Raw genomic sequence first — 20,939 nt, 5'->3', positions numbered from 1 at the left:
AGAGTCGTGGCCGAAACCCACAGCACCCCGGCCCGGGTGCGCCCGGGCAGCGTGACGATATCCAGCTACCTGCTGATCCTGGTGGCCGTCATCCAGGTGATCAACCTGATCCTCACCCTCGCCACCCTCGGCGACACCCGTCGGGTGCTGGAGGACGCGTACCGCGACAGCTCGGTCAACGGGATGGACGCGATCGCCGACTTCACCACCGTCGTCACCGTCGGCGCGGGCATCGTCACCCTGCTCCTGGCGGTGGGGCTGGTGGTGCTGGCCGTGCTCAACAACCGGGGGAAGAACGGCGCCCGGATCACCACCTGGGTGGTCGGCGGGATCCTGCTCTGCTGCAGCGGCGGCACTCTGATCAGCGGTGCGGCCGGGTCGATCAGCGGCCCGGTCGGCGGCTCCAGCGCCGACATGCCCAGCCAGGAGGAGATCGCCCGCCGGCTGGAGGAGGCCCTGCCGTCCTGGTACTACCCGGTCAGCACGCTGGCCAACGTGGTCGCGGTGCTCGCGCTGATCGCCGCCCTGGTGCTGCTGGCCCTGCCCGCGTCGAACCAGTTCTTCCGCAAGCAGCAGCCGGCCTGGGAGCCCCCGGTTCCCGGCGCCTACCCCGGCTACCCGTCGTCGGGGACGCCGGGCTACCCGCCCCAGGGCCAGCCGGGCTACCCGCCCGCCCCGGGCTACCCGGGTCAGACCCCCTCGGGGCAGCCGGGCTACCCGTCGACCCCGGGCCACCCGGGTCAGACCCCGTCCGGCGAGCCGGGTTACCCGCCCGCACCGGGCTACTCTCCGCCCTCCGGCACCGGCCAGCCGGAGCAGCCGCCGGCCGGCGAGCCCGGCGGCCCCTCCGGCGACCACAACCCGCCGGGTGACCGGCCGCCGTCGGCTAGCTGACCGCCGATAAGCGGGACGTACGACGATCCCTCCGAGTAGGTTGCAACGCGACGCCTACCCGGAGGGATCGTCTCGTGTCGGAACAGCCACCCCGGCGACCGCCCGTGGTCGGGTTCGCCGCCGGGCTGCTCGTCACCATGGCGACCGTCGGGGTCGCGTACGCGGTCGCCGGTCTGTTGACCGTGGACGGCACCGTCGCGCGGTTCCGCTCCGCCACCATGGACGCCCCCGACCGGGGCGCGGTCGACGGCGTGGTGACGCTGGTGCGGACGACCACGGTGCTGACCGCGGTGCTCGCGGTGGCGGTCGGGGCGCTGCTCGTCGCGCTCGCCCTCGGCCTGCTCGCCGGGCGTGCCGGGACGCGGGTGGCGACCTGGGTCGTCTGCGGGCTCGGCCTGCTCGCCGGCTGCGGTGCGCTGGCCCTCGTGATCGCGCAGCGGTTCACCCCGTTCCGGTTGGGTGCCGACGAACGCACCGCCGCCGTGCTGCTGAACGCTCTCACCGAGGCCTATCCGAACGGCTGGGTCCCGCTCAACGCGGGGCTTTCGATCGGTCAGGTGCTCGGTTACCTTGTGGTAGCCGTGCTGCTGGCCCTGCCGTCGGTGAACGCCCACCACCGGCAACGGCCGGCTTCCCGGCCCGCGCCACGACAGTTCGCCGCCCCCGTTCCGCCCAGGTGAGGATCCGCCCGTGCCCGCGACGCCCGACCCGGTTGCCTCCGGCCGTACCGACCCGCTCGCGGTGGTCACCGGGGCGACAGCCGGCATCGGTGCGGCGTTCGCCCGGCGGCTGGCCCGGGACGGGTACGACCTCGTCCTGGTCGCCCGGGACGCGACCCGACTCGACGGGTTCGCCACCGAGCTGACCGAGCGGCACGGCCGGTCGGTGGAGACCCTGCCGGCCGACCTCTCCACTGAGGACGGTTGCGTCGCCGTGGAGCGGCGACTGACCGAGGGCCGCCCGGTCGACCTGCTGGTCAACAACGCCGGGATCGCGCTCACCCGGTCCTTCCTACGGACCATGGTCGAGGACGAGGCCCGCCTGCTGCGGCTGAACGTCTCTGCGGTGATGCGGCTGACCCACGCGGTGCTCCCGACGATGACGGAGCGACGCGCTGGCGCAGTGATTAATGTCTCTTCCGTCGCGGGGTTCGGTGCGCTCGAAGCCGGCTCGACCTACTCCGCCACGAAGGCCTGGGTGACCAACTTCAGCGAGTCGGTGGGGCAGGCCGCGCGGCCCTACGGCGTACGGGTGATGGCCCTCTGCCCGGGTTTCACGCGCACCGAGTTCCACCAGCGGGCCGGCATCAACACCTCGTCGATGCCGGGCTGGATCTGGCTCGACGCCGACGCGGTCATCGACGATGGCCTACGCGACCTGCGAAAAGGTCGACTGGTGAGCGTGCCCGACTGGAAGTACAAGCTTGCGGTGGTGGCGTTGCGACACACCCCGCAGCGACTGCTGCACCGACTCACCCGGAGCACCAAGGTCCTCGTCGGACGCGGCGGTCGCTGACCGCAGGCGACCCGGACGGACCAGGCGCGATCCCCCGACGGTCACCCGGAACCGCGAGGCCGTCGCGCAGAGTAAGTGAACATCGCCACTCGTCGTCGCCCGCAGGGCTGACCGGGGGTGGACCCGACCCACGGCTCCCAGACTTGAGCAGTACCCTTGTGCGCCATGGGGGACCGCGACGACCTGCGTAAATTCATCTCCGACCTGGCCGTGGTCCATGGGCGGGTGGTGCTCTCCTCGGGACGCGAGGCGGATTGGTACGTCGATCTGCGTCGCGTCACGCTCCATCACCAGGCCGCTCCGCTGGTGGGGCGCGTCCTGCTGGATCTCACCGCCGACTGGGAGTTCGACGCGGTCGGTGGCCTGACCCTGGGCGCCGACCCGGTCGCTCTGTCGATGCTGCACGCCGCAGCGGCGAGGGAACGACCGCTCGACGCCTTCGTGGTGCGCAAGGAAGGTAAGGCGCACGGGCTGCAACGCCGCATCGAAGGGCCTGAAGTATCCGGGCGTCGGGTATTGGCGGTGGAAGATACCTCAACGACCGGTGGGAGTGTACTCACCGCAGTTGAAGCGTTACGTGAGGCGGGGGCTGAGGTCGTCGGAGTAGCGGTTATTGTTGATCGAGGCGCCGGTGACGCCGTGCAAGCAGCCGGACTGGCCTACCGGGCGGCCTATACGTTGGCTGACCTCGGCCTTGTGGCCTAAAAGTTTGCCGATTCGGATTGCGGATATGCAGGCGTTTCGATGCTGCTGGTGGAAGGATGGAAAACGTGGGAACTGCGTTGGCTGAAATGACTATGCCTCAGATCTCGCCGCTTGCCGGCGAGCCGATCGAACGTGCCGATGCCGAGCGGCTCGCGGGGGTCCTCAAGGCCCTCGCCGACCCCGCGCGGCTGCGGCTGCTCAGCCTGATCCAGTCGGCTCCCGAGGGCGAGGCGTGCGTCTGCGACCTGACCGCGCCCCTCGGCCTCTCGCAGCCGACGGTCAGCCACCACCTGCGTATCCTCACCGAGGCCGGCTTGCTGGAGCGGGAGAAGCGCGGCGTGTGGGCGTACTACCGGCTGGTGCCGACCGCGATCGCCACGATCGCCGACCTGCTGACCCCGCCCCGTAAGCGCGCCACCAAGAAGGCTCGCTGACCGTCCCGGTCGTCTGGTGTCGCTCCTGAGGGGGAGGCACCAGGCAACTGGGAGGGTTCGACCGGTGCGGTACCGACCGGCCGTCGGAACCCGGCGGCCGTCGTCGGAATGCCCGCCGCCGGTCGGGACGGTCCCCGGCCACCTGTGACGAACGGGTGTGCCCGACGGGCCGATGTCCCGACCGGCTCGCGGTCTGCTCCTGTGCGCCGTCGCGGGTGAGCCCCTGACCGGCCCCGTGCGGCGCGCGTGATGTTCCCGTGCGGTGCACACATACCGGCGCAACGGGTCCGGAGTTCGGGGCGTCGTCCAGGCGGGTGGCGTCGACTCACGTCGACCACGGCGCCTCGCCGTGCGCCCCAGGGTTGACGGCAGCCGCCGGAGAGGACCCGGCAAACCGGGCCTCACCGGTGGCCGTTCCCGGTGCCGGCCGGTAGGGCCCGACTCCGGGAACGGCCGGTACGGCGCTCAGTGGCGGCCGTACTGCTGACCGCCCTGGTGAGGCTGGCCGCCGTAGGGCGGCGGTGCCGGCCGCTCCTCGTACGGCTGCCCGTGGCCCTGGTGCTGCTCGTCGCGGTAGGACTGCTCGCCGCCGTAGGGCTGACCGGTCCACCGGGTCTGCTCGTCGCCGTAGGGCTGGCGGGTCTGCGCGTCGCCGTAGGACCGGGAGGCGTCGTACGCCTGCGGACTCCCGCCGTATCCCGGCTGCCCGCCCCCGTACGGCTGCTGTGCGCCGTATCCGGACGGGGCGCTGTCATATCCCGATGGGGCGTTGTCGTATCCGGACTGCGGGCCGCCGTGGTACTGCCCCTGCCCACCGTACGACGTGTCGCCGTAGGACTGCTGCTGACCGCCACCCTGGTACGGCTGCTCGCTCTGGTACTGCCCGCCCCGGTACGGCTCGCCACCCTGGTGCGGCTGGCCCCCGTAGGGCTGCGGGTCCTCCCGGTACGGCTGTCCGCCGTACTGCTGGCCGCCTCCGTAGACCTGGCCGCCCCGGTGCTGCTGGGTGCCTCCGTAGACCTGACCGCCGCCGGGCTGGGACCGGTCACCGTACGGCTGCCCGCCCTCGGCCGGGTACGACTGCCCGCCGTACGGCGACTGCTGGTCGGCGTAGTGCTCGCGGGTCTCCCGGACGGCCTCCTCGGCGGCGGCCTTCTCCTCCGGGGTGGTGCCACGCTTCGCCGCCATCCGCGCCCGGAGCAGCTCGATGACGATCGGGACCACCGAGAGCACCACGATGCCGATCAGGATCATCTCGATGTTCGCCTTGACGAACGGGATCTGCCCGAGGAAGTAGCCGAGCACGGTGACCCCGGTGCCCCAGAGGATGCCGCCGACCACGTTGTAGATCACGAAGGTGCGGTAGTCCATCCGGCTGACCCCGGCCACGATCGGGGTGAAGGTCCGCACGATCGGCACGAACCGGGCCAGCACGATCGAGCGGGCGCCGTACTTCTCGAAGAACTCGTGTGCCTTGAGGACGTTCTCCTGCTTGAACAGCCTGGAGTTGGGCCGACGGAACAGCGCCGGTCCGACCTTGCGCCCGAAGGCGTAGCCGACCTGGTCACCGGCGATCGCCGAGAGGGTGATCAACAGGCAGACCAGCCACAGTGGGTAGGTGATGTACTTGCCGTCGGCGGTGAGCAGGCCGGCGGTGAACAGCAGCGAGTCACCCGGCAGGAAGAACCCGATCAGCAGGCCGGACTCGGCGAAGACGATGGCCAGGATGCCGAGCAACCCGAACGTCGAAATCAACCACTCCGGGTCGAGCCATTCCGGCCCCAGGGCCAGGGTGGTGGTGGGCGTCGGCACGAGGTGACCTCCGGGATCTGCCAGTTGGGGGTGGCGGGAACGCCACCGGCGACGGCACCCGGTAAGTCTAGGTGGCATCGAACGGCCCCGACGCTGGACGCCGCCGGCCGACTGTCGGCACCACCACCGGTGGTGCCGGCGCGGCGACCGGACCTCGACCGGACGGCGTCCCGCCGACGTCCGGCGGGCGGGGCACTGTTCCGTACCGTCCGAGGCGGGAAGACGTCCCGGCCCGGACGGGGGCGGGTCAGGCGGAGGTCATCCGGTACGACTCAGCGGTAGTCGTCCGCGCCTCAGCGGTAGTCGTCCTCGTCGACCGCGACCACCCGCGCCTGTTCCACCGCGTCCCAGTCGGCGACCTCCAGACCCCGGTGCGGTTCGGTGTCGCCGTCGTCCGGGACGACCGTCGTCGCCTGCTCCACCGCGTCGGCGGGCGACGCCTCCGGATCCCGCTCGTCGGGGGTGAGGTGATCACCAGGGGTGAACTCCTCGTCGGGCTGACCCATCGTCCCTCCTTCGCATCGCGCCGGCTCTTCTAGAGAACACCGTACGGGCTGACACTCCTGCCCACCCGCGAGCGGCCTCAAACGGTCCGTGCCGATCTCCCACCGATCCGCGCCGGTCGAGCGGAGCGGCGGTCCGGGCCGAACCGGTCGGCGGCGGCCGGCGGCGGCTCCGGCGGCGGTCCGGGCCGGGGCCGGTCGGACGGCCGGTCGGGGCGAGTCGGCGGATTGGTCCACCGGCCGTCCTCGCCGGTGCCAGGATGAGGCCGTGGGCTTCCTGATCCGCCTCGTCACCAGCGCGGTGGCGCTCTGGGTCGCCACCCTGATCGTGCCCGGCGTCGAGGTGGGCGGCCGGTCCGGTGTGAACACCGCGCTGACCCTGCTCGTGGTGGCGCTGATCTTCGGTGTGGTCAACGCGGTGCTCAAACCGGTGATCCAGGTCGTGGGCTGCGTGTTCTACCTGTTGACCCTGGGCCTGTTCGCGCTGGTGGTCAACGCGTTGCTCTTCCTGCTGACGGACTGGATCGCCAGCGGACTCGACCTGCCGTTCCAGGTGGACGGCTTCTGGCCGGCCTTCTGGGGAGCGATCGTGGTGGCGGTGGTGAGCTGGCTGATCAGCGTCGTCGTCCGGGAACGGTGATCCGGTGCTGCCCGGCCGCTGCCCGGCCGCTGCCCGGCCGCTGCCCGGCCGCTGCCCGGCGGCCGTCCGGTGGCCGTCGCCTGGTGCCGCCGTTCTGCGTGCCGTCCTACTGTGCTGCCGCTGGTGCCGGGGCGGCCGGGGAACCGGGCCACAGGACGGGACAGGTCCGACGATCCGGGCGGCTTCCGGGTCGGTTGTGTCCGCACCGGCCGGCTACGGGATACTTTCCGCGGAGGACAGCGCGGTCTCGCAGCCATGGAAGACAGTCGGCCGGCACGGCCGAGAGCGGTAGTTAAGGAGCGTTTGACATGCCCATCGCTTCCCCTGAGGTCTACGCGGAGATGCTGGACCGTGCCAAGGCCGGTCGGTACGCGTACCCCGCCATCAACGTGACGTCCTCACAGACCCTCAACGCCGCGCTGAAGGGCTTCGCCGACGCGGAGAGCGACGGCATCATCCAGGTCTCGACCGGTGGCGCCGAGTACCTCTCCGGCCCGACCGTCAAGGACATGGTCACCGGTGCCGCCGCGTTCGCCGCGTACGCCCGCGAGGTGGCCAAGAACTACCCGGTCAACATCGCCCTGCACACCGACCACTGCCCCAAGGAGAAGCTGGACAAGTTCGTCCGGCCGCTCATGGCCATCTCCAAGGAGCGGGTGGCCCGGGGCGAGGAGCCGCTGTTCCAGTCGCACATGTGGGACGGCTCGGCCGTGCCGGTCGCGGAGAACCTGGAGATCGCCGAGCAGCTGCTCACCGAGGCCGCCCAGGGCAAGATCGTCCTGGAGATCGAGGTCGGCGTGGTCGGCGGCGAGGAGGACGGCGTCGAGAACGCCATCAACGACAAGCTCTACACCACCGTCGAGGACGGCCTGGCCATGGTCGAGGCGCTCGGCCTCGGCGAGAAGGGCCGCTACATGGCGGCGCTGACCTTCGGCAACGTGCACGGCGTCTACAAGCCGGGCAACGTCAAGCTCCGTCCCGAGGTGCTGAAGAACATCCAGGAGGCGGTCGGCGCGAAGTACGGCAAGGAGAAGCCGCTCAGCCTGGTGTTCCACGGTGGCTCCGGCTCGCTGCTCTCGGAGATCCGTGAGGCGCTCGACTACGGCGTGGTCAAGATGAACATCGACACCGACACGCAGTACACCTTCACCCGCCCGGTCGCCGACCACATGTTCCGCAACTACGACGGCGTGCTGAAGGTCGACGGCGAGGTCGGCAACAAGAAGCTGTACGACCCGCGGGTCTGGGGCAAGGCCGCCGAGGCCGGCATGGCCGCCCGGGTCGTCGAGGCCTGCGAGCACCTCCGCTCGACGGGCACCACGCTCGCCAAGTAGTCGCACCGGGATCGCCCGGCGTCTGGTGGTAGCAGGGGTCCCCTGTTACTCGTTTCCGAGTAACAGGGGACCCCTGCTCGCACCTCAGGCGGGAGCGCCGATCAGGGCGCGAGCCGCCTCGGCGACGTCGTCGGTGAGGTGGATCGTGCCGGAGAGGTCCCCGAACGGCGACGCCGCCAGCAGCGGGCGCAGCAACGATTCCACCGGCAGCTCCCGGGTCCAGTACTCCCGGTCCAGGAAGACGTACGCCCCGCTGGCGCCGTCGGTGCCGTAGAACGTCTTCGTCGCCGCCTGGAAGACCTCCTGCACGGTGCCGGCCCGACCCGGCGCGAAGACGATTCCGCCCCGCGCGAGCCGCAGGATGGTGTCCTCCCGGATCGCGTTCGAGAAGTACTTCGCGATCTTCCCGGCGAAGAGGTTCGCCGGCTCGTGCCCGTAGAGCCAGGTGGGGATGGCCAACCCGCCGGTGCGGGCCCAGTCCAGGCTGGACAGTTCCCCCGGCGAGCAGGGCAGACCCTCGGTCGGGGCGTAGCGCCGGCGCACGTCCAGAGCCACCGCGGTGTACCGGTCGTGGTCGGTGAAGTCCGGTGCGGTGGCGAGCAGGTCGATCGCCGTCGCCAACGCCTCCGCCGGGTGGGAGGAGAGGTACGCGCCGAGGTTCGCCGCCTCCATCACCCCCGGGCCACCACCGGTGACGACCAGCCGGTCGGCCCGCGCCAGTTCCCAGCCGAGCATCGCCGCCATCCGGTACGGCACGCTGCCCCGTGCCACCGCGTGTCCGCCCATGACGCCCACCACCGACTGCGGCCCGTGCGTGGCGAGCCAGGCCCGGGTGGCGTCGGCGAGCGCGTTGTCCACGCCGTGGTCGTGCAGCCGCTGGCCGAGTGCCTCCTTCACGTCCGGCAGCGCACCGCCGTGCGCCCGGAAGTGCTCGTACACCCGGGTGTCGTACATCGTGGCGAAGCCGCCCTCGACGAAGCCGGCAGCCAGTTCCTCCGGGGTGTAGAGGTGCGACGGCTGGGTCGGATAGGGCAGCCCGGAGAAGGGCGGCACCACGTTGGCACCCCGTCGGACCAGGTCCGCGCCGACCTCGCGGGAGGCGAACCGGCAGCCGACGAAGAGTGTTCCGGCGACGTCCGTGCCGGTCAGATCGGGTACGGGATCCAGGTCGAGACGGAGTCCCTGCACGGTCAGCCCGGCCAGACTGCCGGTGACGAGCCGTCGGTCGAAGGCGGTGCGGGTCTCGATCTCGTCGGGGGCGGTGTGCGGCTCGATGACGTCCGCGGGCGGTGGGGTCGGCACGAGATCATCGTGCCCAGCCCGGTCAACCGGTCAAACCAACCGCCGTCGCCACCCGCACGGCGAGAGCCCGGCGACCAGGGTCACCGGGCTCTCGTGAAACCGGTTCCTGGGGAGGCTCCGGAACATCATTTGTAGTCGAGGTGAACAGTGGTCGACATGGGCCACAGGCGTGGCCGGACCTCAGCCGTTCAGCCGACGACCTGGCCGGACCCGCTCGCGGCCCGGCCGACGAAGCGGGTTGAATGAGACGATGCAGAACCTCTTGCCTGAGCCACCGGCCACCCTCCTGCCCGTCAACGACGAGGCCGAGGCAACGCTGGCCGCCGCCCACGAGGCGGACACCGACGAGGCGTACGCCAAGGTGGCGGCCCGCTTCCCGACCTTCAGCGCGGGCTGGGCCGTGCTGGCCACCCGGGCACTCGCGCAGGGCCAGGTCGTCCCGGCGTACGCGTTCGCGCGGACCGGCTACCACCGGGGCCTGGACCAGCTCCGGCGTAACGGATGGCGCGGGCACGGTCCGGTGCCGTGGTCGCACGAGCCGAACCGGGGCTTCCTCCGTTGCCTGTACGTGCTCTCCAGGGCGGCCGACGAGATCGGCGAGGCGGACGAGGCCGCTCGCTGCGCCCAGTTCCTCCGCGACTGCGACCCGGCTGCCGGCGACGCCCTCGCCAGCGACTGAGGTGGTAGCAGGGGACCCCTGTTACCGCTTTTCGAGTAGCAGGGGTCCCCTGCAGGCACCCGCTCAGAGCCCTTCGGCGACCGCGGCTGCGATCTTCAACCAGGCGTCCCGGGTCGCCGAGGAGAGCTGCCCGTACCGGATCGGCTCACCGGTGTCGATCAACCGCTCGTATGGCGCGAGCAGCACCGCCCTGGTCCGGGCCGCGAAGTGTTCCTGGATCGCCGGCAGGTCGATCTCCTTCCGGGACGGTGGCATCGACACCACCGTCACCGCCTGCCGTACCAGTCGCTGCCGCCCGCTCTGCTCCAGGTGGTCGAGCATCCGCGCGGCGGTCTCCGCCGAGTCGTTCCGGGCGGACATCGTGACCACCAGTTGGTCGGTCGCGTCCATCGCGGCCTGCCAGTTCTGTGCCCGGACGTTGTTCCCGGTGTCCACGAAGATCAGCTTGTAGAACCGGCTCACCACGTCCCGGATCTCGGCGAACGCCGAGGCGGTCAGCATCTCGCCGCCGGTCGCCGACTCGTCCGAGGCCAGTACGTCGAACATCCCCTCGCCCTGGGACCGTACGTACTGTGACAGGTCGCCGACCCGCCCGTGCGCGCCCTGGAACTGGGCGAGGTCACGCAGCATGTCCCGGACCGTCCGGGCGTGGAAGTCCTGCTGGGCCCGCATCCCCAGGGTCCCCTGGGTCTCGTTGTTGTCCCAGGCCAGCACGTAGCCACCGCGCTTCTGGCCGAAGGTCATGGCGAGCAGCAGGATCGCCACCGTCTTGCCGGCGCCGCCCTTCGGGTTGACCACCGTCACCTGACGGAGGCCGCCGAAGTTGCGGCGGACCATCTCGATGTCGTGCTTGACCTCCTGCTCGTGCCGCCCGGGTGGAAGTTTGACCAGACCCAGGGTCGTACGGTTCAGCACGGCCCGTACGCCCATGGTCGCCACCGGGTCGGCCGGGCGGGCCTGCCGCCGTCGGGCGAAGTCCTCGGCGGTCGGCGTCGCTCCGTCCGACCAGAGCGGTTCCGAGTAGCTCGCGGGTGTCGTCGGTACCCGGGACGGGACGGGCTCCGCCGTCAACCCGTCCGGCTGGGCGGGAGCCGGATAGTGCTGGCCGGCCGGTGGGTTCGAGGCGACCGGACCCGGGGCGGCGGCGGTGGCCCAGCCGCCGCTCACCGGCCAGCCGGGCGGCGTAGCCGCCGGTAGCGGCGCCCAGCCGGACGGGGGCGGGCCGTCGGCCGGCGCGAAGGTGGGGTCACCGTTGCCCGGGTACGCTCCGCCCGGCGGGCCGACCTGCCCGTTCGTCCAGGTCGCGTCGCCCGGCTCGGCCGGCTGCTCGTCGACGTGGTACGCCCCACCGTGGAACTGGTGCACGTGCGGCGGAAGGTTCGGCGGCTCGGGTCCGAATCTGTTGGCTGGTCCGCCCGCGCCTGCTGGTCCGCCCGCGCCTGCTGGTCCGCCCACATCCGTCGGCCCGCCTGCGTCCGCTGGTCCAGATTGGTCCGTCGGCGCGAGGCGGTCGGCCGGAACCCCGGTGCCCGCCGGCGCTGCCTCCGCTGTCGGCACCGCGTGGTCAGTCGGCAGTCCGGCGTGCGGCCGAGTGTGACCGAGCGGCGGAGGAGCGGTGGTGCCCGGCGCGGTGCCAACGGTCGGTTTAGTGCCAGCCGTGTCCGCGAGGCCGGCCGGCGCAGCGCCAGCGGCATCCGCGAGGCCGGTCGGCGTCGGGTCGGCTGTCGTGCTGCCACCGTCGGCCGGCGGCACGTCGGCTGGCCTGGCCGGGTGGCTGCCGGGCGGCAGCGGACCACCGCTCACCGGGGGCGCCGGCAACGGGTACCAGCCGGGGACGCCGCCGCCGTCGGACTGCTGTTGACGGGGCACCGGCGGCTGGTCGGCATCGACCGGCGCGTTGTGCGACCGCTGCGGCGGGTACGCCCACGGCGAGTCCGCCTGGGGTCGTGGCCCGGCCGCCGGGCGGGTCGGGTCGGGGCGTCCGCCGCCGGGCACCGCTCCACCGTCCGAGCCGTCGCGCGCCGGATCGCCGGCTGCCGCCGCACCGCCCGGGCGGCCGCTCGACGCGCGGCCGGGCGGAGTGCCGTCGGTGCCGCGGGTGGGGGCGCCGCCCGCGCGGCCGGGCGGAGCGTCGTCGGCGCCGCGGGTGGGCGTGGCGTCCGCCGGGCGGGGCGGAGCGTCGTCCGTGCCGTCGACCGGGACGCGGTCGACCGGAGCGCCCTCCACTGCTGCGCCGTTCGGGCCGCCGTCGGGCGGGGCCGCGCCGAGCGGGGTTCCGGTCGACGGTGGTACCGGATGCCAGCCGGGATGTCCGTCCGGTGCCCACACCGTCGGGTCGTCCGCTGTCGCGGCCTCGCCGGTCGTCGGAGGTGTCGCCCGGGACGTCGGTCGGGCAACTGCTCCACCGGCCGCCGGGATCGGGCCAGCCGGAGTTTCGGTCGGCGTCCAGCGCCGGGCGGGAGTCCGGCTCTCCGGGTCGGTGTCGGGCCGGGCCGGATCCGGTGGCCAGAGCGGCTCGATGTCCCGTTCGGGGACCGGTCCCCCCTGCTGGCCCGGCAGACGGACCCGGTTGGCGTTCTCGTGCACCACGGTTCCTCCCCCTGTCCCCTCGTGCCGAGGATAGGCCCTGGAAGTCGCCCATCCAGTGCGGAACAGGGCGATCAGGCCGTGTAGACCGCCCACGCTCCCGGTTCGATCCACCAGGACCGCTTCCGGTTCAGCTCGCCCTCGACGCCGTCGTCGAGGTACGGCACCCGTTCGTCCCGGGGCACGACGGCAACCGCCCGGCCCCGGGCCCGGCGTACCTCGAACCGGACCCGCTTCCTGCCCAACCGGGTACGGGCCACCACGGGAACGGCCACCGCCACCTCGACCACGCCGTCGGTCGGGTCCGGGTCGGTGAGCAGGGGGAGACCGTCGAGTCGCGCGTACCCACCGGCGTTGCCGATCGCGCAGGCCAACAGGGGATCGTCCCCGGAGGTCAGGATGGCGTCGTCGACCTCCACCCGTCCCCGCCAGTAGAGCGGCCGACCGGACTCGTCCGAGGCGCCCAGCAGCGCCCCGTCCAGGGTCACCGAGCCGCCGTCGTTGCGCAGCAGGTCGAGGCGGCGCACCGGACCGTCCAGCACCGCGGCGGCCACCGCAGCCGGGTCCCGGGGCAGCCCGAGTCGCGCCGCGAGGTCACGCTGTGTCGTGGCCCGCGCCGGGTCGAGCGGCAGGACACCGACCGGGGGCAGGTCCGGCACCGTACGGTTTCCGGCCAGGTCGGCGGGGCGACGGCTGGGCGGCGGAGCGTACCGGCGGACGAGTCGGCGCACGACGGCGCGCAACTGTGCGTCACTGGCCGTGGCGACGATCAGCCGGGTCTTGGAGTCCGGGTCGGGCCAGGTGAGGCCGTCGGGACGGGCCGGGGCGTCGAGCCGGGCCAGCACCTCGTCGATCTCGGCGTCCGACCGGGCGGTGACCGCCTCCGTCCGGGCACCCCGTTCGGTAAGCGCGTCCGCGCAGGCCAGCACCGGTACGCGCGGTGTGTCACAGCGCCCGGCGGCCTCCGGCGCGCAGTGGTCGGCCGGTTCGGCACCGGTCTTCCCGCCGGCACCGGTCTCGCCGGTACCGCAGCAGCCGCCACCGCTACCGCACGCCCCGGCGGCGTCACGCTCCGAGCCGAGGGTGAGCAGCACCACGTCGTACACGGAAGAGGGCCTCCTGCCTCGTCACGCAGCCCCTGCCGGCTGCGCCTCCACCACTTGTTAGCCTGACACCTCGGGCTCGCCACGCGGTCGCCACCTGGCACCCGAGCCCCCTGGAGGCGGTGAAGATGCCAGCGATCGTGCTCCTCGGTGCTCAGTGGGGCGACGAGGGCAAGGGCAAGGTTACCGACCTGCTGGGTGAGCGGGTCGACTACGTCGTGCGCTACTCGGGCGGCAACAACGCCGGCCACACGGTGATCACGCCCGACGGCCAGAAGTACGCCCTGCACCTGATGCCCTCCGGCGCGCTGTCGCCCAGTGCGATGATCGTGATCGGCAACGGCGTGGTGGTCGACCCGAAGGTGCTGCTCGGTGAGATCGACGGCCTGGCCGAGCGGGGTGTCGACGTCTCCCGCCTGCGGATCTCCGGCGACGCACACCTGATCATGCCGCACCACCGGGCGCTGGACCGGGTGGTCGAGCGGTACCTCGGCTCGTCCCGGATCGGCACCACCGGCCGGGGCATCGGCCCGGCGTACGGCGACAAGGTCGCCCGGATGGGCATCCGTCTCCAGGACCTGCTCGACCCGGGCATCCTGCGCAAGAAGCTCGAACTGGCGCTGCGCGAGAAGAACCAGATCCTGTTCAAGGTCTACAACCGCAAGGCGATCGACGTCGAGGCCACCGTCGAGGAGTACCTCGCGTACGCCGAGCGGCTGCGGCCGTACATCGCCGAGACCCGGGTGATGCTCTGGGACGCCCTGGACCGGGGCGAGACGGTGCTGCTGGAGGGTGCCCAGGCCACCATGCTGGACATGGACCACGGCACGTACCCCTTCGTGACCTCGTCGAACCCGACGGCCGGCGGGGCGTGTGTCGGGGCCGGCATCCCGCCCACCGCCATCAACAAGGTGATCGCGGTGAGCAAGGCGTACACCACCCGGGTCGGCTCCGGTCCGTTCCCCACCGAGCTCTTCGACGACAACGGCCAGCACCTGCGCAAGGTCGGTCACGAGTACGGCACCACGACCGGCCGGGAGCGCCGGTGCGGCTGGTTCGACGCGGTGGTCGCCCGGTACGCCTGCCGTCTCAACGGCGTCACCGACCTGGTCGTCACCAAGCTGGACGTGCTCACCGGCCTGCCGAAGGTGCCGATCTGCGTCGGGTACGAGATCAACGGCAAGCGGTTCGACGACATGCCGATGACGCAGACCGACTTCCACCACGCGACTCCGATCTACGAGGAGCTCGACGGCTGGTGGGAGGACATCACCAAGGCCCGGACCGAGGACGAGCTGCCGGAGAACGCCCGCCGCTACATCGCCCGCATCGAGGAGATCTGCGGCACCCGGGTCAGCGTGGTCGGCGTCGGTCCCGGTCGTGAGGAGAACGTCCACCGCCACCCGCTGCTGCCCTGAATCCCGGCCCCGCCGGACCTCTCCGTCGATCAGGAGGTGGCGGCACCGGACCAGCAGATCCGGACCGCTGCTCTTGATCAACTAGGGCGGCAGGTGGGATGGGTAGGATCGGGGCCCGTGCGGGTACTTCTTGTGGGATCAGGTGGGCGGGAACACGCGCTGGCGCTCGGGCTGGCGGCTGATCCGTCCGTCGAACGACTGATCGCGGCACCGGGTAATCCGGGGATCGCTGGTGTGGCGGAGCTTCGGCAGGTCGACACCGCGGATCCGGCGGCCGTGGCCGGGTTGGCCGTCGAGGAGGGCGTCGACCTGGTGGTGATCGGGCCGGAGGCGCCCCTGGTCGCCGGGGTCGCCGACGCGGTCCGCGCCAAGGGCGTCGCCTGCTTCGGGCCGTCCGCCGAGGCCGCCCGGCTGGAGGGGTCGAAGGCGTTCGCCAAGGACGTGATGATCGCCGCCGGGGTGCCGACCGCCCGCGCGTACACCTGCGCCGACGAGGCGGGCACCGCCCGCGCGCTGGACGAGTTCGGCGCGCCGTACGTGGTCAAGAACGACGGGCTGGCCGCCGGCAAGGGCGTGGTGGTCACCGACGACCGGGCCGCCGCGCTGGCCCACGCCGCCGAGTGCGGGCGGGTGGTGGTCGAGGAGTACCTCGCCGGGCCCGAGGTGTCCCTCTTCGTGGTGACCGACGGCGAGGCGGCGGTGCCGCTGCTGCCGGCGCAGGACTTCAAGCGGGTCGGCGACGGCGACACCGGCCCGAACACCGGCGGTATGGGGGCGTACGCGCCGCTGCCGTGGGCTCCGCCCGGCCTGGTCGAGCAGGTGATGCGGGAGGTGGTGCACCCGACCCTGGCGGAGATGCGCCGCCGGGGCACCCCGTTCGCCGGGCTGCTCTACGTCGGCCTGGCGATCACCGCCGCCGGCCCCCGCGTGATCGAGTTCAACGCCCGGTTCGGCGACCCGGAGACCCAGGTCGTGCTCGCCCTGCTGGAGTCGCCACTCGGCGGGCTGCTGCACGCGGCGGCCACCGGCACGCTCGCCGCGCACCCGCCGCTGCGCTGGCGGGACGGTGCGGCGGTGACCGTGGTGCTGGCCGCCGCCAACTACCCCGGCACGCCCCGCACCGGCGACGTGATCACCGGTGCGGAGCGACCGGGCGTCATCCACGCCGGCACGCGCCGGGCCGACGACGGCGCGTTGCTCTCGGCCGGGGGCCGGGTCCTCTGCGGTACGGCCACCGGCCCGGACCTCGCCGCCGCCCGGGACGCGGCGTACGCGCTGGTCGCCGGGGTGGAGTTGCCCGGCTCGCACCACCGGAGCGACATCGCCGACGCGGCGGTACGCGGCGAGGTGCGCCTACCGGGCTGAGGTCGGGACGACGCGACCGGAGAGGGCTGACCGGGGCTGGGACGGCTGACCGGGGCGGGGGCGGACCGCCCTCCGGCCGGGTCAGCTGCGGATCATGCGGTCCAGCAGGTTGGCGGTGGCCCGCTCCACCCGCTCGTCGCGGTGTCCGTTCCGGTGCAGGGCCATCGTCCAGAAGAGCGTCCCGGCGGCGAAGACCACGCCACCCTGGGGCGTCTCGTACAGATGGGTCCTCTGCGTCCGCTGCTGCCGGTACCGGTTCTGGTAGGAGGCGGTGCCGAGAGTGACCCCGGTGACCCCGGCGGGACGCGGGTTCCGCGCGACGGTGCCGTCGGCCTCACCACCGACCAGACCGGGGATGCGGTCCCCGTCGGCCACGCCGCAGCCGGCCCAGAACCAGTGCTCCGCGGCGGCGACCACCAGCGGCTGCGGGGTCGCCACGATGCCGTTGTACTGGATTCCGAGCAGGCGCTGTTCGGCGTCGCTGCCGTCCGGGGCGACCGCCCGCCACTGCGTCGTCGCGCCGGCCGCGTCCGTGCCCGGATCCGGTGACGTCTTGTAACAGGTGACCAGCCGCTCGGGTCGCCCGTCGGCGGAGGGGCTCAGCCGGACGTGCCAGTAGACGCTGTTCGCGGCGAGGAAGGCCAGACTGGTTCCGGCCGCCACCGCGCGTTCCGCCGCGATCCGCATCGCCCTGGACCAGTACTCGTCGTGGCCGCAGAACACCAGACCCCGGTGCCGGGCCGGGGCGAGCCGACCGTTGTGCAGGTCCTCGGTGGTGGCGTACGTCAGGTCATAGCCCCGCTTCTCCGCCCAGCGGACGAAGTCGTGGTCGCGGTCCAGGTGCTTGGGCCAGCCCTCGCCCGCGTACGGGCGGTCGTACGAGACGTCGAAGGAGCGCCGTTCGTAGTCGAGCACCCCGTGCCGGTAGCCGTAGTAGAGGCTCCGCCCGACGGTGCCGTCCATCGGCCACTGGTTGTACGCCTGGTACGTGGTGAACGGCAGCACCACGCAGAGCGCGGCGGCCCGGCGGTCGTCACGCACCACGAAAGGGGTGTATGCCCGCCAGCCCTCGGCCGAGGTGAAGATCGCCTGGTAGAGCCCGGAGGTCCAGTCGTCGGGGATGCGCAGCGTCCAGGAGACCGGCCAGCGGCAGACCAGCGCCCCGGTCTCCGGGTGGGGCACGGGCAGCGGCTGCGGCCCGCCGGGCAACTCGGGGCTGGTCAACAGTTCCCGGGCACCCGCCCCGGCGTACCAGCCGAGTCGGACGACCGTGATCCGGTACGGCCCGGCCGGGTCGACCGCGACATGGAAGTCGATGGTCTCGCCGTGGGCGACGCTGGTCGCCGAGGCGTACCCCTGGATCTGCCGACGGCGGTCGTCGGCGCCCGGACGCCGGCCGTCGGTGGGCGGCCAGGTGATGCCGGGCGCCTGGTTCTCCCGGACGACCGGGACGGGGCCGGCGGGCGCGGCGGACCGGGTGGAGCCGGTGGAGTTCCGGCCGGGCTGGCCGAGTCGTCCCGCGACGACCCGACGGTCGTCGGACGCCGTGGGCCAGAGGGCGCCGGCGGTCGCCGCGGACGCACCGAGGGCGAGCAGGCCGAGGGCACGACGGCGACGAACTCCGGCCATGGCAGCTCCTGGACGTTCCCGGACGGGGGAGAAGGCGACCGAAAATACCACTGTGGACGGAGCGTGCCGACGGTCAGTCGAGAAGACGACGAAGCTCCCTGGTCACGACCTTGCCGGTGGCGTTCCGGGGCAGGGCCGCGACGAACGTCACGTCCCGGGGGACGGAGAACCGGGCGAGGTGGTGGCGGACGTACCCGCGTACCGCCTCCGGGTCGAGGGTCTCGCCGGGGTGCAGGCTGACGAAGGCGGCGAGACGCTGGCCGTATTCGTCGTCGGGGACACCGATCACCGCGACCTCGCGGACCTGGGGAAGACGGGCGAGCAGGTCCTCCACCTCGGACGGAAAGACGTTCTCCCCACCCGAGACGATCATGTCGTCGGCGCGGCCGTCGACGAAGAGCCGCCCGTCGGTGTCGAGCCGTCCCAGGTCACCGGTGTCGAGCAGGCCGTCGTGGCGCTCGCGTCCGGCACCGGAGGTGTACCCGTCGAAGAGCATCTCGTTACCGACGAGGATCCGCCCGACCCGGCCCGGCGGCACCGGCCGCCCGGCCCCGTCGACGATCGCCACCCGGGTGCCGTGCGGCGGACGGCCCGCCGTGTTCGGGTGGGCACGCAGGTCGGCGGGGGTGGCGATGGAGGCCCAGGAGACCTCGGTGGAGCCGTACAGGTTGTAGAGGACGTCGCCGTAGCTGTCCATGAACGAGTGGGACAGCGCGCCGGGCAACGCCGACCCGCTCACCGCCACCACCCGCAGCGGCGGGCGGGGCCGGGGCGGCGGGACCTCCAGCAGCCGTTGGAGCATCACCGGTACGGCGAACAGCGCGTCGCAGCGCTGGCCGGCGAGGGCGTCCACCGTCGCGGCCGGATCGAACCGGCGGTGCAGCACGATGGTGGCGCGCAGCGCGAAGCACACCTGGAGGGCGGCGTACCCCCAGGTGTGGAAGAGCGGCGCGGCGATCAGGACGCGGTCGTGGACCCGCAGCGGGATCCGGTCGACGATCGACACCAGCGGCCCGAAGCCGTTCGGGGTGGGCCGCCGGGCACCCTTCGGCGTGCCGGTGGTGCCGGAGGTCAGCACGATGGTCCGACCGCCCCGGGCCGGCGGGACGAGGGTGCCCGGCATCGCCCCGGCGACCAGGTCCGCGTGCGTCCGCTCGTCGATCCGCTGCACCCCGGCGGGAAGACCGAGGATCCGGTCGGCGAACTCGTCGTCGTGCACCAGTACGCGTAACCGCTGCTCCTCGGCGACGGTGACCAGTTGACCGGTGGAGAGCCCGGTGTTGACCAGGACGGCGTCCGCGCCGAGCAGGGTGGTCGCCACCATCGTCTCGATCAGTCCGGCATGGTTGCGGCAGAGCACGCCCACCCGGTCGCCGCCGCGCACCCCGAATCCCGACCGCAGTCCCCGGGCCAGCCGTTCGGAGCGGTCGAGCAGGGTCGCGTAGCTGGTGCCGGTGCCGTGTTCGTCGACGACCGCGATCCGGTGCGGGTCCCGGGCAGCGGCCTGGCGTAGCTCGCCGGCGAGGCTGAAACCCCACCGGCGCAGCGCGTTGAGCTGGGCGGCGACCCGGACCGGCCCCCCGGGGGCGAGCAGCCCCCGCCGGGCCAGCGTGGCGATGACGAACGGCAGACCCATCCCCGGCTCCCTTCCCGCGTTGCTCCGCCCCCGCTGTTTCCGCTCCGCCCCTCGCTGTTCCGCCGCACTTCGGCTGGGTTGGTAGCAGGGGACCCCTGTTACCGGATTTTGATGAGGAGGGGTCCCCTGCTACCACCGGACAGACCGCCTCCGGAAAACGCCGAGGTGGTCAGCGCACCTGGATGCCGGAGATGGCGCGGGCGATCACCAGCCGCTGGATCTCCGACGTCCCCTCGAAGATGGTGTAGATCTTGGCGTCCCGGTACCAGCGCTCGACCGGATGGTCGCGGAGGAACCCCGCGCCGCCGAGCAACTGCACCGCCTTCTCGGTGACCGCGACGGCCACCTCGCCCGCCTTGAGCTTGGACATCGAGCCCTCACCGGCGGCGAACGGCTTGTCGTTGCGACCCATCCAGGAGGCCCGCCACACCAGCAGACGGGCCGCGTCGATCTCCATCTTCATGTCGGCCAGCGCGAAGGCCACCGCCTGGTTCTCGATGATCGGTCGGCCGAACTGGACCCGGGTCTTCGCGTACTCCAGGGCGTACTCGTAGGCGGCCCGGGCCACCCCGATCGCCTGCGCGCCGACGGTGGGACGGGAGAGCTCGAAGGTGCGCATCGCGGCCTGTCCGGAGGCACGCTGGCCGGAGCGGGCCCGGTCGAGGCGTTCCCGCAGGGCCTCCCGCCCGCCGAGCAGGCAGCGGCCGGGCACGCGTACCTCGTCGAGGAAGACGTCGGCGGTGTGCGACGCGCGCAGGCCAAGCTTGCGCAGCTTCCGGGTGGCGTGCAGTCCCGGCGTGTCCGGCGGTACGACGAACGCGGCCTGCCCGCGCGAGCCCAGCTCGGGGGCGACCGACGCGGTGACCACGTGCACCCCGGCGATCCCGCCGTTGGTGGCGTACGCCTTCTGCCCGCGCAGCACCCACTCGTCGCGGGCCTCGTCGTAGGTCGCCCGGGTGCGCATCGCGCCGACGTCGGAGCCGGCCTCGGGTTCGCTGGAGCAGAACGCGGCGACGGCCGGGGACTCCGGGTCACCGAAGCACTGGGGCACCCACTCGACGAGCTGGTCGGGGGTGCCGGAGCCGTAGATGGCGGCGACGGCGAGGGAGGTGCCGAAGATGCTCAGCCCGATGCCGGCGTCACCCCAGAAGAGTTCCTCGCTGGCGATCGGGAGGGAGAGGCCGGTGGGGTCGCCGAAGCAGGTGACGAGGAACTCGAAGCCGTAGAGGCCGACCTTCGCCGCCTCCTGGATGACCGGCCACGGGGTTTCCTCCCGCTCGTCCCACTCGGCTGCGGCCGGGCGCACGACCTCGGCGGCGAAGCCGTGCACCCAGTCGCGGAGATCCCGCTGTTCCTCGTTCAGGTCGAGCGAGAACTCGGACAT

General features: G+C 72.5%; 16 protein-coding genes and 2 pseudogenes. 10 read left to right on the top strand and 8 right to left on the bottom strand.

Translation table 11 applies throughout. From position 1 onward, the window contains the following. The first annotated feature begins 6 nt into the window (after positions 1-6). The 5 genes from QSK20_RS11465 to QSK20_RS11445 all read left to right on the top strand — a co-directional run bounded on the left by QSK20_RS11465 (position 7) and on the right by QSK20_RS11445 (position 3,548). Positions 7-894, top strand: a complete 888-nt coding sequence (locus tag QSK20_RS11465) for a hypothetical protein (protein WP_285788566.1) — start codon at positions 7-9, stop codon at positions 892-894. A gap of 74 nt (positions 895-968) precedes the next feature. Continuing rightward, a complete protein-coding gene (locus tag QSK20_RS11460) occupies positions 969-1,574 on the top strand; it encodes a hypothetical protein (protein WP_285788565.1) in 606 nt (201 codons plus the stop codon). A 10-nt stretch (positions 1,575-1,584) separates the two neighbouring features. Further along, positions 1,585-2,409, top strand: a complete 825-nt coding sequence (locus tag QSK20_RS11455; RefSeq protein WP_285788564.1) for an SDR family NAD(P)-dependent oxidoreductase — start codon at positions 1,585-1,587, stop codon at positions 2,407-2,409. Positions 2,410-2,574: 165 nt separating this feature from the next. After that, a complete protein-coding gene (gene pyrE, locus QSK20_RS11450; RefSeq protein ID WP_088981259.1) occupies positions 2,575-3,114 on the top strand; it encodes an orotate phosphoribosyltransferase in 540 nt (179 codons plus the stop codon). 56 nt (positions 3,115-3,170) lie between these two features. Next, entirely contained in the window at positions 3,171-3,548 is a 378-nt protein-coding gene (locus tag QSK20_RS11445; protein WP_076468717.1) for an ArsR/SmtB family transcription factor, read from the top strand. 1,110 nt (positions 3,549-4,658) lie between these two features. On the opposite strand, the pseudogene QSK20_RS11440 reads toward QSK20_RS11445, so the two are convergent. Both QSK20_RS11440 and QSK20_RS11435 read right to left on the bottom strand, forming a co-directional pair. Continuing rightward, a pseudogene (locus QSK20_RS11440) lies at positions 4,659-5,360 on the bottom strand (DedA family protein); the annotation flags it as partial. Positions 5,361-5,653: 293 nt separating this feature from the next. Beyond that, positions 5,654-5,866, bottom strand: coding sequence for a hypothetical protein (locus tag QSK20_RS11435; protein WP_285788563.1), 213 nt, complete (start codon positions 5,864-5,866; stop codon positions 5,654-5,656). 265 nt (positions 5,867-6,131) lie between these two features. Between QSK20_RS11435 and QSK20_RS11430 the strand changes: the two genes are divergently transcribed. After that, positions 6,132-6,503 carry a phage holin family protein gene (locus tag QSK20_RS11430; RefSeq protein ID WP_285788562.1) on the top strand — a complete coding sequence of 124 codons (372 nt, stop codon included), beginning with the start codon at positions 6,132-6,134 and terminating at the stop codon, positions 6,501-6,503. A 308-nt stretch (positions 6,504-6,811) separates the two neighbouring features. Next, positions 6,812-7,837 carry a class II fructose-bisphosphate aldolase gene (gene fbaA, locus QSK20_RS11425; protein ID WP_285788561.1) on the top strand — a complete coding sequence of 342 codons (1,026 nt, stop codon included), beginning with the start codon at positions 6,812-6,814 and terminating at the stop codon, positions 7,835-7,837. 84 nt (positions 7,838-7,921) lie between these two features. On the opposite strand, the gene QSK20_RS11420 is transcribed toward fbaA, so the two are convergent. Further along, positions 7,922-9,139, bottom strand: coding sequence for an LOG family protein (locus QSK20_RS11420; RefSeq protein WP_285788560.1), 1,218 nt, complete (start codon positions 9,137-9,139; stop codon positions 7,922-7,924). Between the two features lie 250 nt (positions 9,140-9,389). Here QSK20_RS11420 and QSK20_RS11415 point away from each other — a divergent pair, with 250 nt between their 5' ends. Continuing rightward, positions 9,390-9,818, top strand: coding sequence for a DUF3151 domain-containing protein (locus QSK20_RS11415; protein WP_285788559.1), 429 nt, complete (start codon positions 9,390-9,392; stop codon positions 9,816-9,818). A gap of 63 nt (positions 9,819-9,881) precedes the next feature. On the opposite strand, the pseudogene QSK20_RS32245 reads toward QSK20_RS11415, so the two are convergent. Then, positions 9,882-11,282, bottom strand: a pseudogene (locus tag QSK20_RS32245) (MinD/ParA family ATP-binding protein); the annotation flags it as partial. Positions 11,283-12,478: 1,196 nt separating this feature from the next. Next, a complete protein-coding gene (locus QSK20_RS11405; protein ID WP_285788558.1) occupies positions 12,479-13,510 on the bottom strand; it encodes a diacylglycerol kinase family protein in 1,032 nt (343 codons plus the stop codon). A 125-nt stretch (positions 13,511-13,635) separates the two neighbouring features. On the opposite strand from QSK20_RS11405, the gene QSK20_RS11400 reads away from it, so the two are divergent. Further along, complete coding sequence (locus QSK20_RS11400; protein ID WP_285788690.1) at positions 13,636-14,925, top strand: adenylosuccinate synthase; 1,290 nt, start codon at positions 13,636-13,638, stop codon at positions 14,923-14,925. A gap of 117 nt (positions 14,926-15,042) precedes the next feature. After that, entirely contained in the window at positions 15,043-16,290 is a 1,248-nt protein-coding gene (gene purD, locus QSK20_RS11395; protein ID WP_285788557.1) for a phosphoribosylamine--glycine ligase, read from the top strand. A gap of 81 nt (positions 16,291-16,371) precedes the next feature. On the opposite strand, the gene QSK20_RS11390 is transcribed toward purD, so the two are convergent. The 3 genes from QSK20_RS11390 to QSK20_RS11380 form a co-directional block, all read right to left on the bottom strand. Beyond that, entirely contained in the window at positions 16,372-17,919 is a 1,548-nt protein-coding gene (locus tag QSK20_RS11390) for a N,N-dimethylformamidase beta subunit family domain-containing protein (RefSeq protein WP_285788556.1), read from the bottom strand. A gap of 73 nt (positions 17,920-17,992) precedes the next feature. After that, positions 17,993-19,555 carry an AMP-binding protein gene (locus QSK20_RS11385; RefSeq protein WP_285788555.1) on the bottom strand — a complete coding sequence of 521 codons (1,563 nt, stop codon included), beginning with the start codon at positions 19,553-19,555 and terminating at the stop codon, positions 17,993-17,995. 169 nt (positions 19,556-19,724) lie between these two features. Continuing rightward, positions 19,725-20,939 (bottom strand): acyl-CoA dehydrogenase family protein, encoded by a 1,215-nt coding sequence (locus tag QSK20_RS11380; RefSeq protein ID WP_285788554.1) that lies wholly within the window; start codon positions 20,937-20,939, stop codon positions 19,725-19,727.

It is taken from the genome of Micromonospora sp. NBRC 101691 (genome assembly GCF_030269285.1).
Lineage (GTDB): Bacteria > Actinomycetota > Actinomycetes > Mycobacteriales > Micromonosporaceae > Micromonospora > Micromonospora echinospora.
The sequence above is the reverse complement of the archived record's forward strand: the minus strand, read 5'-3'. Positions and strand labels throughout refer to the sequence as shown.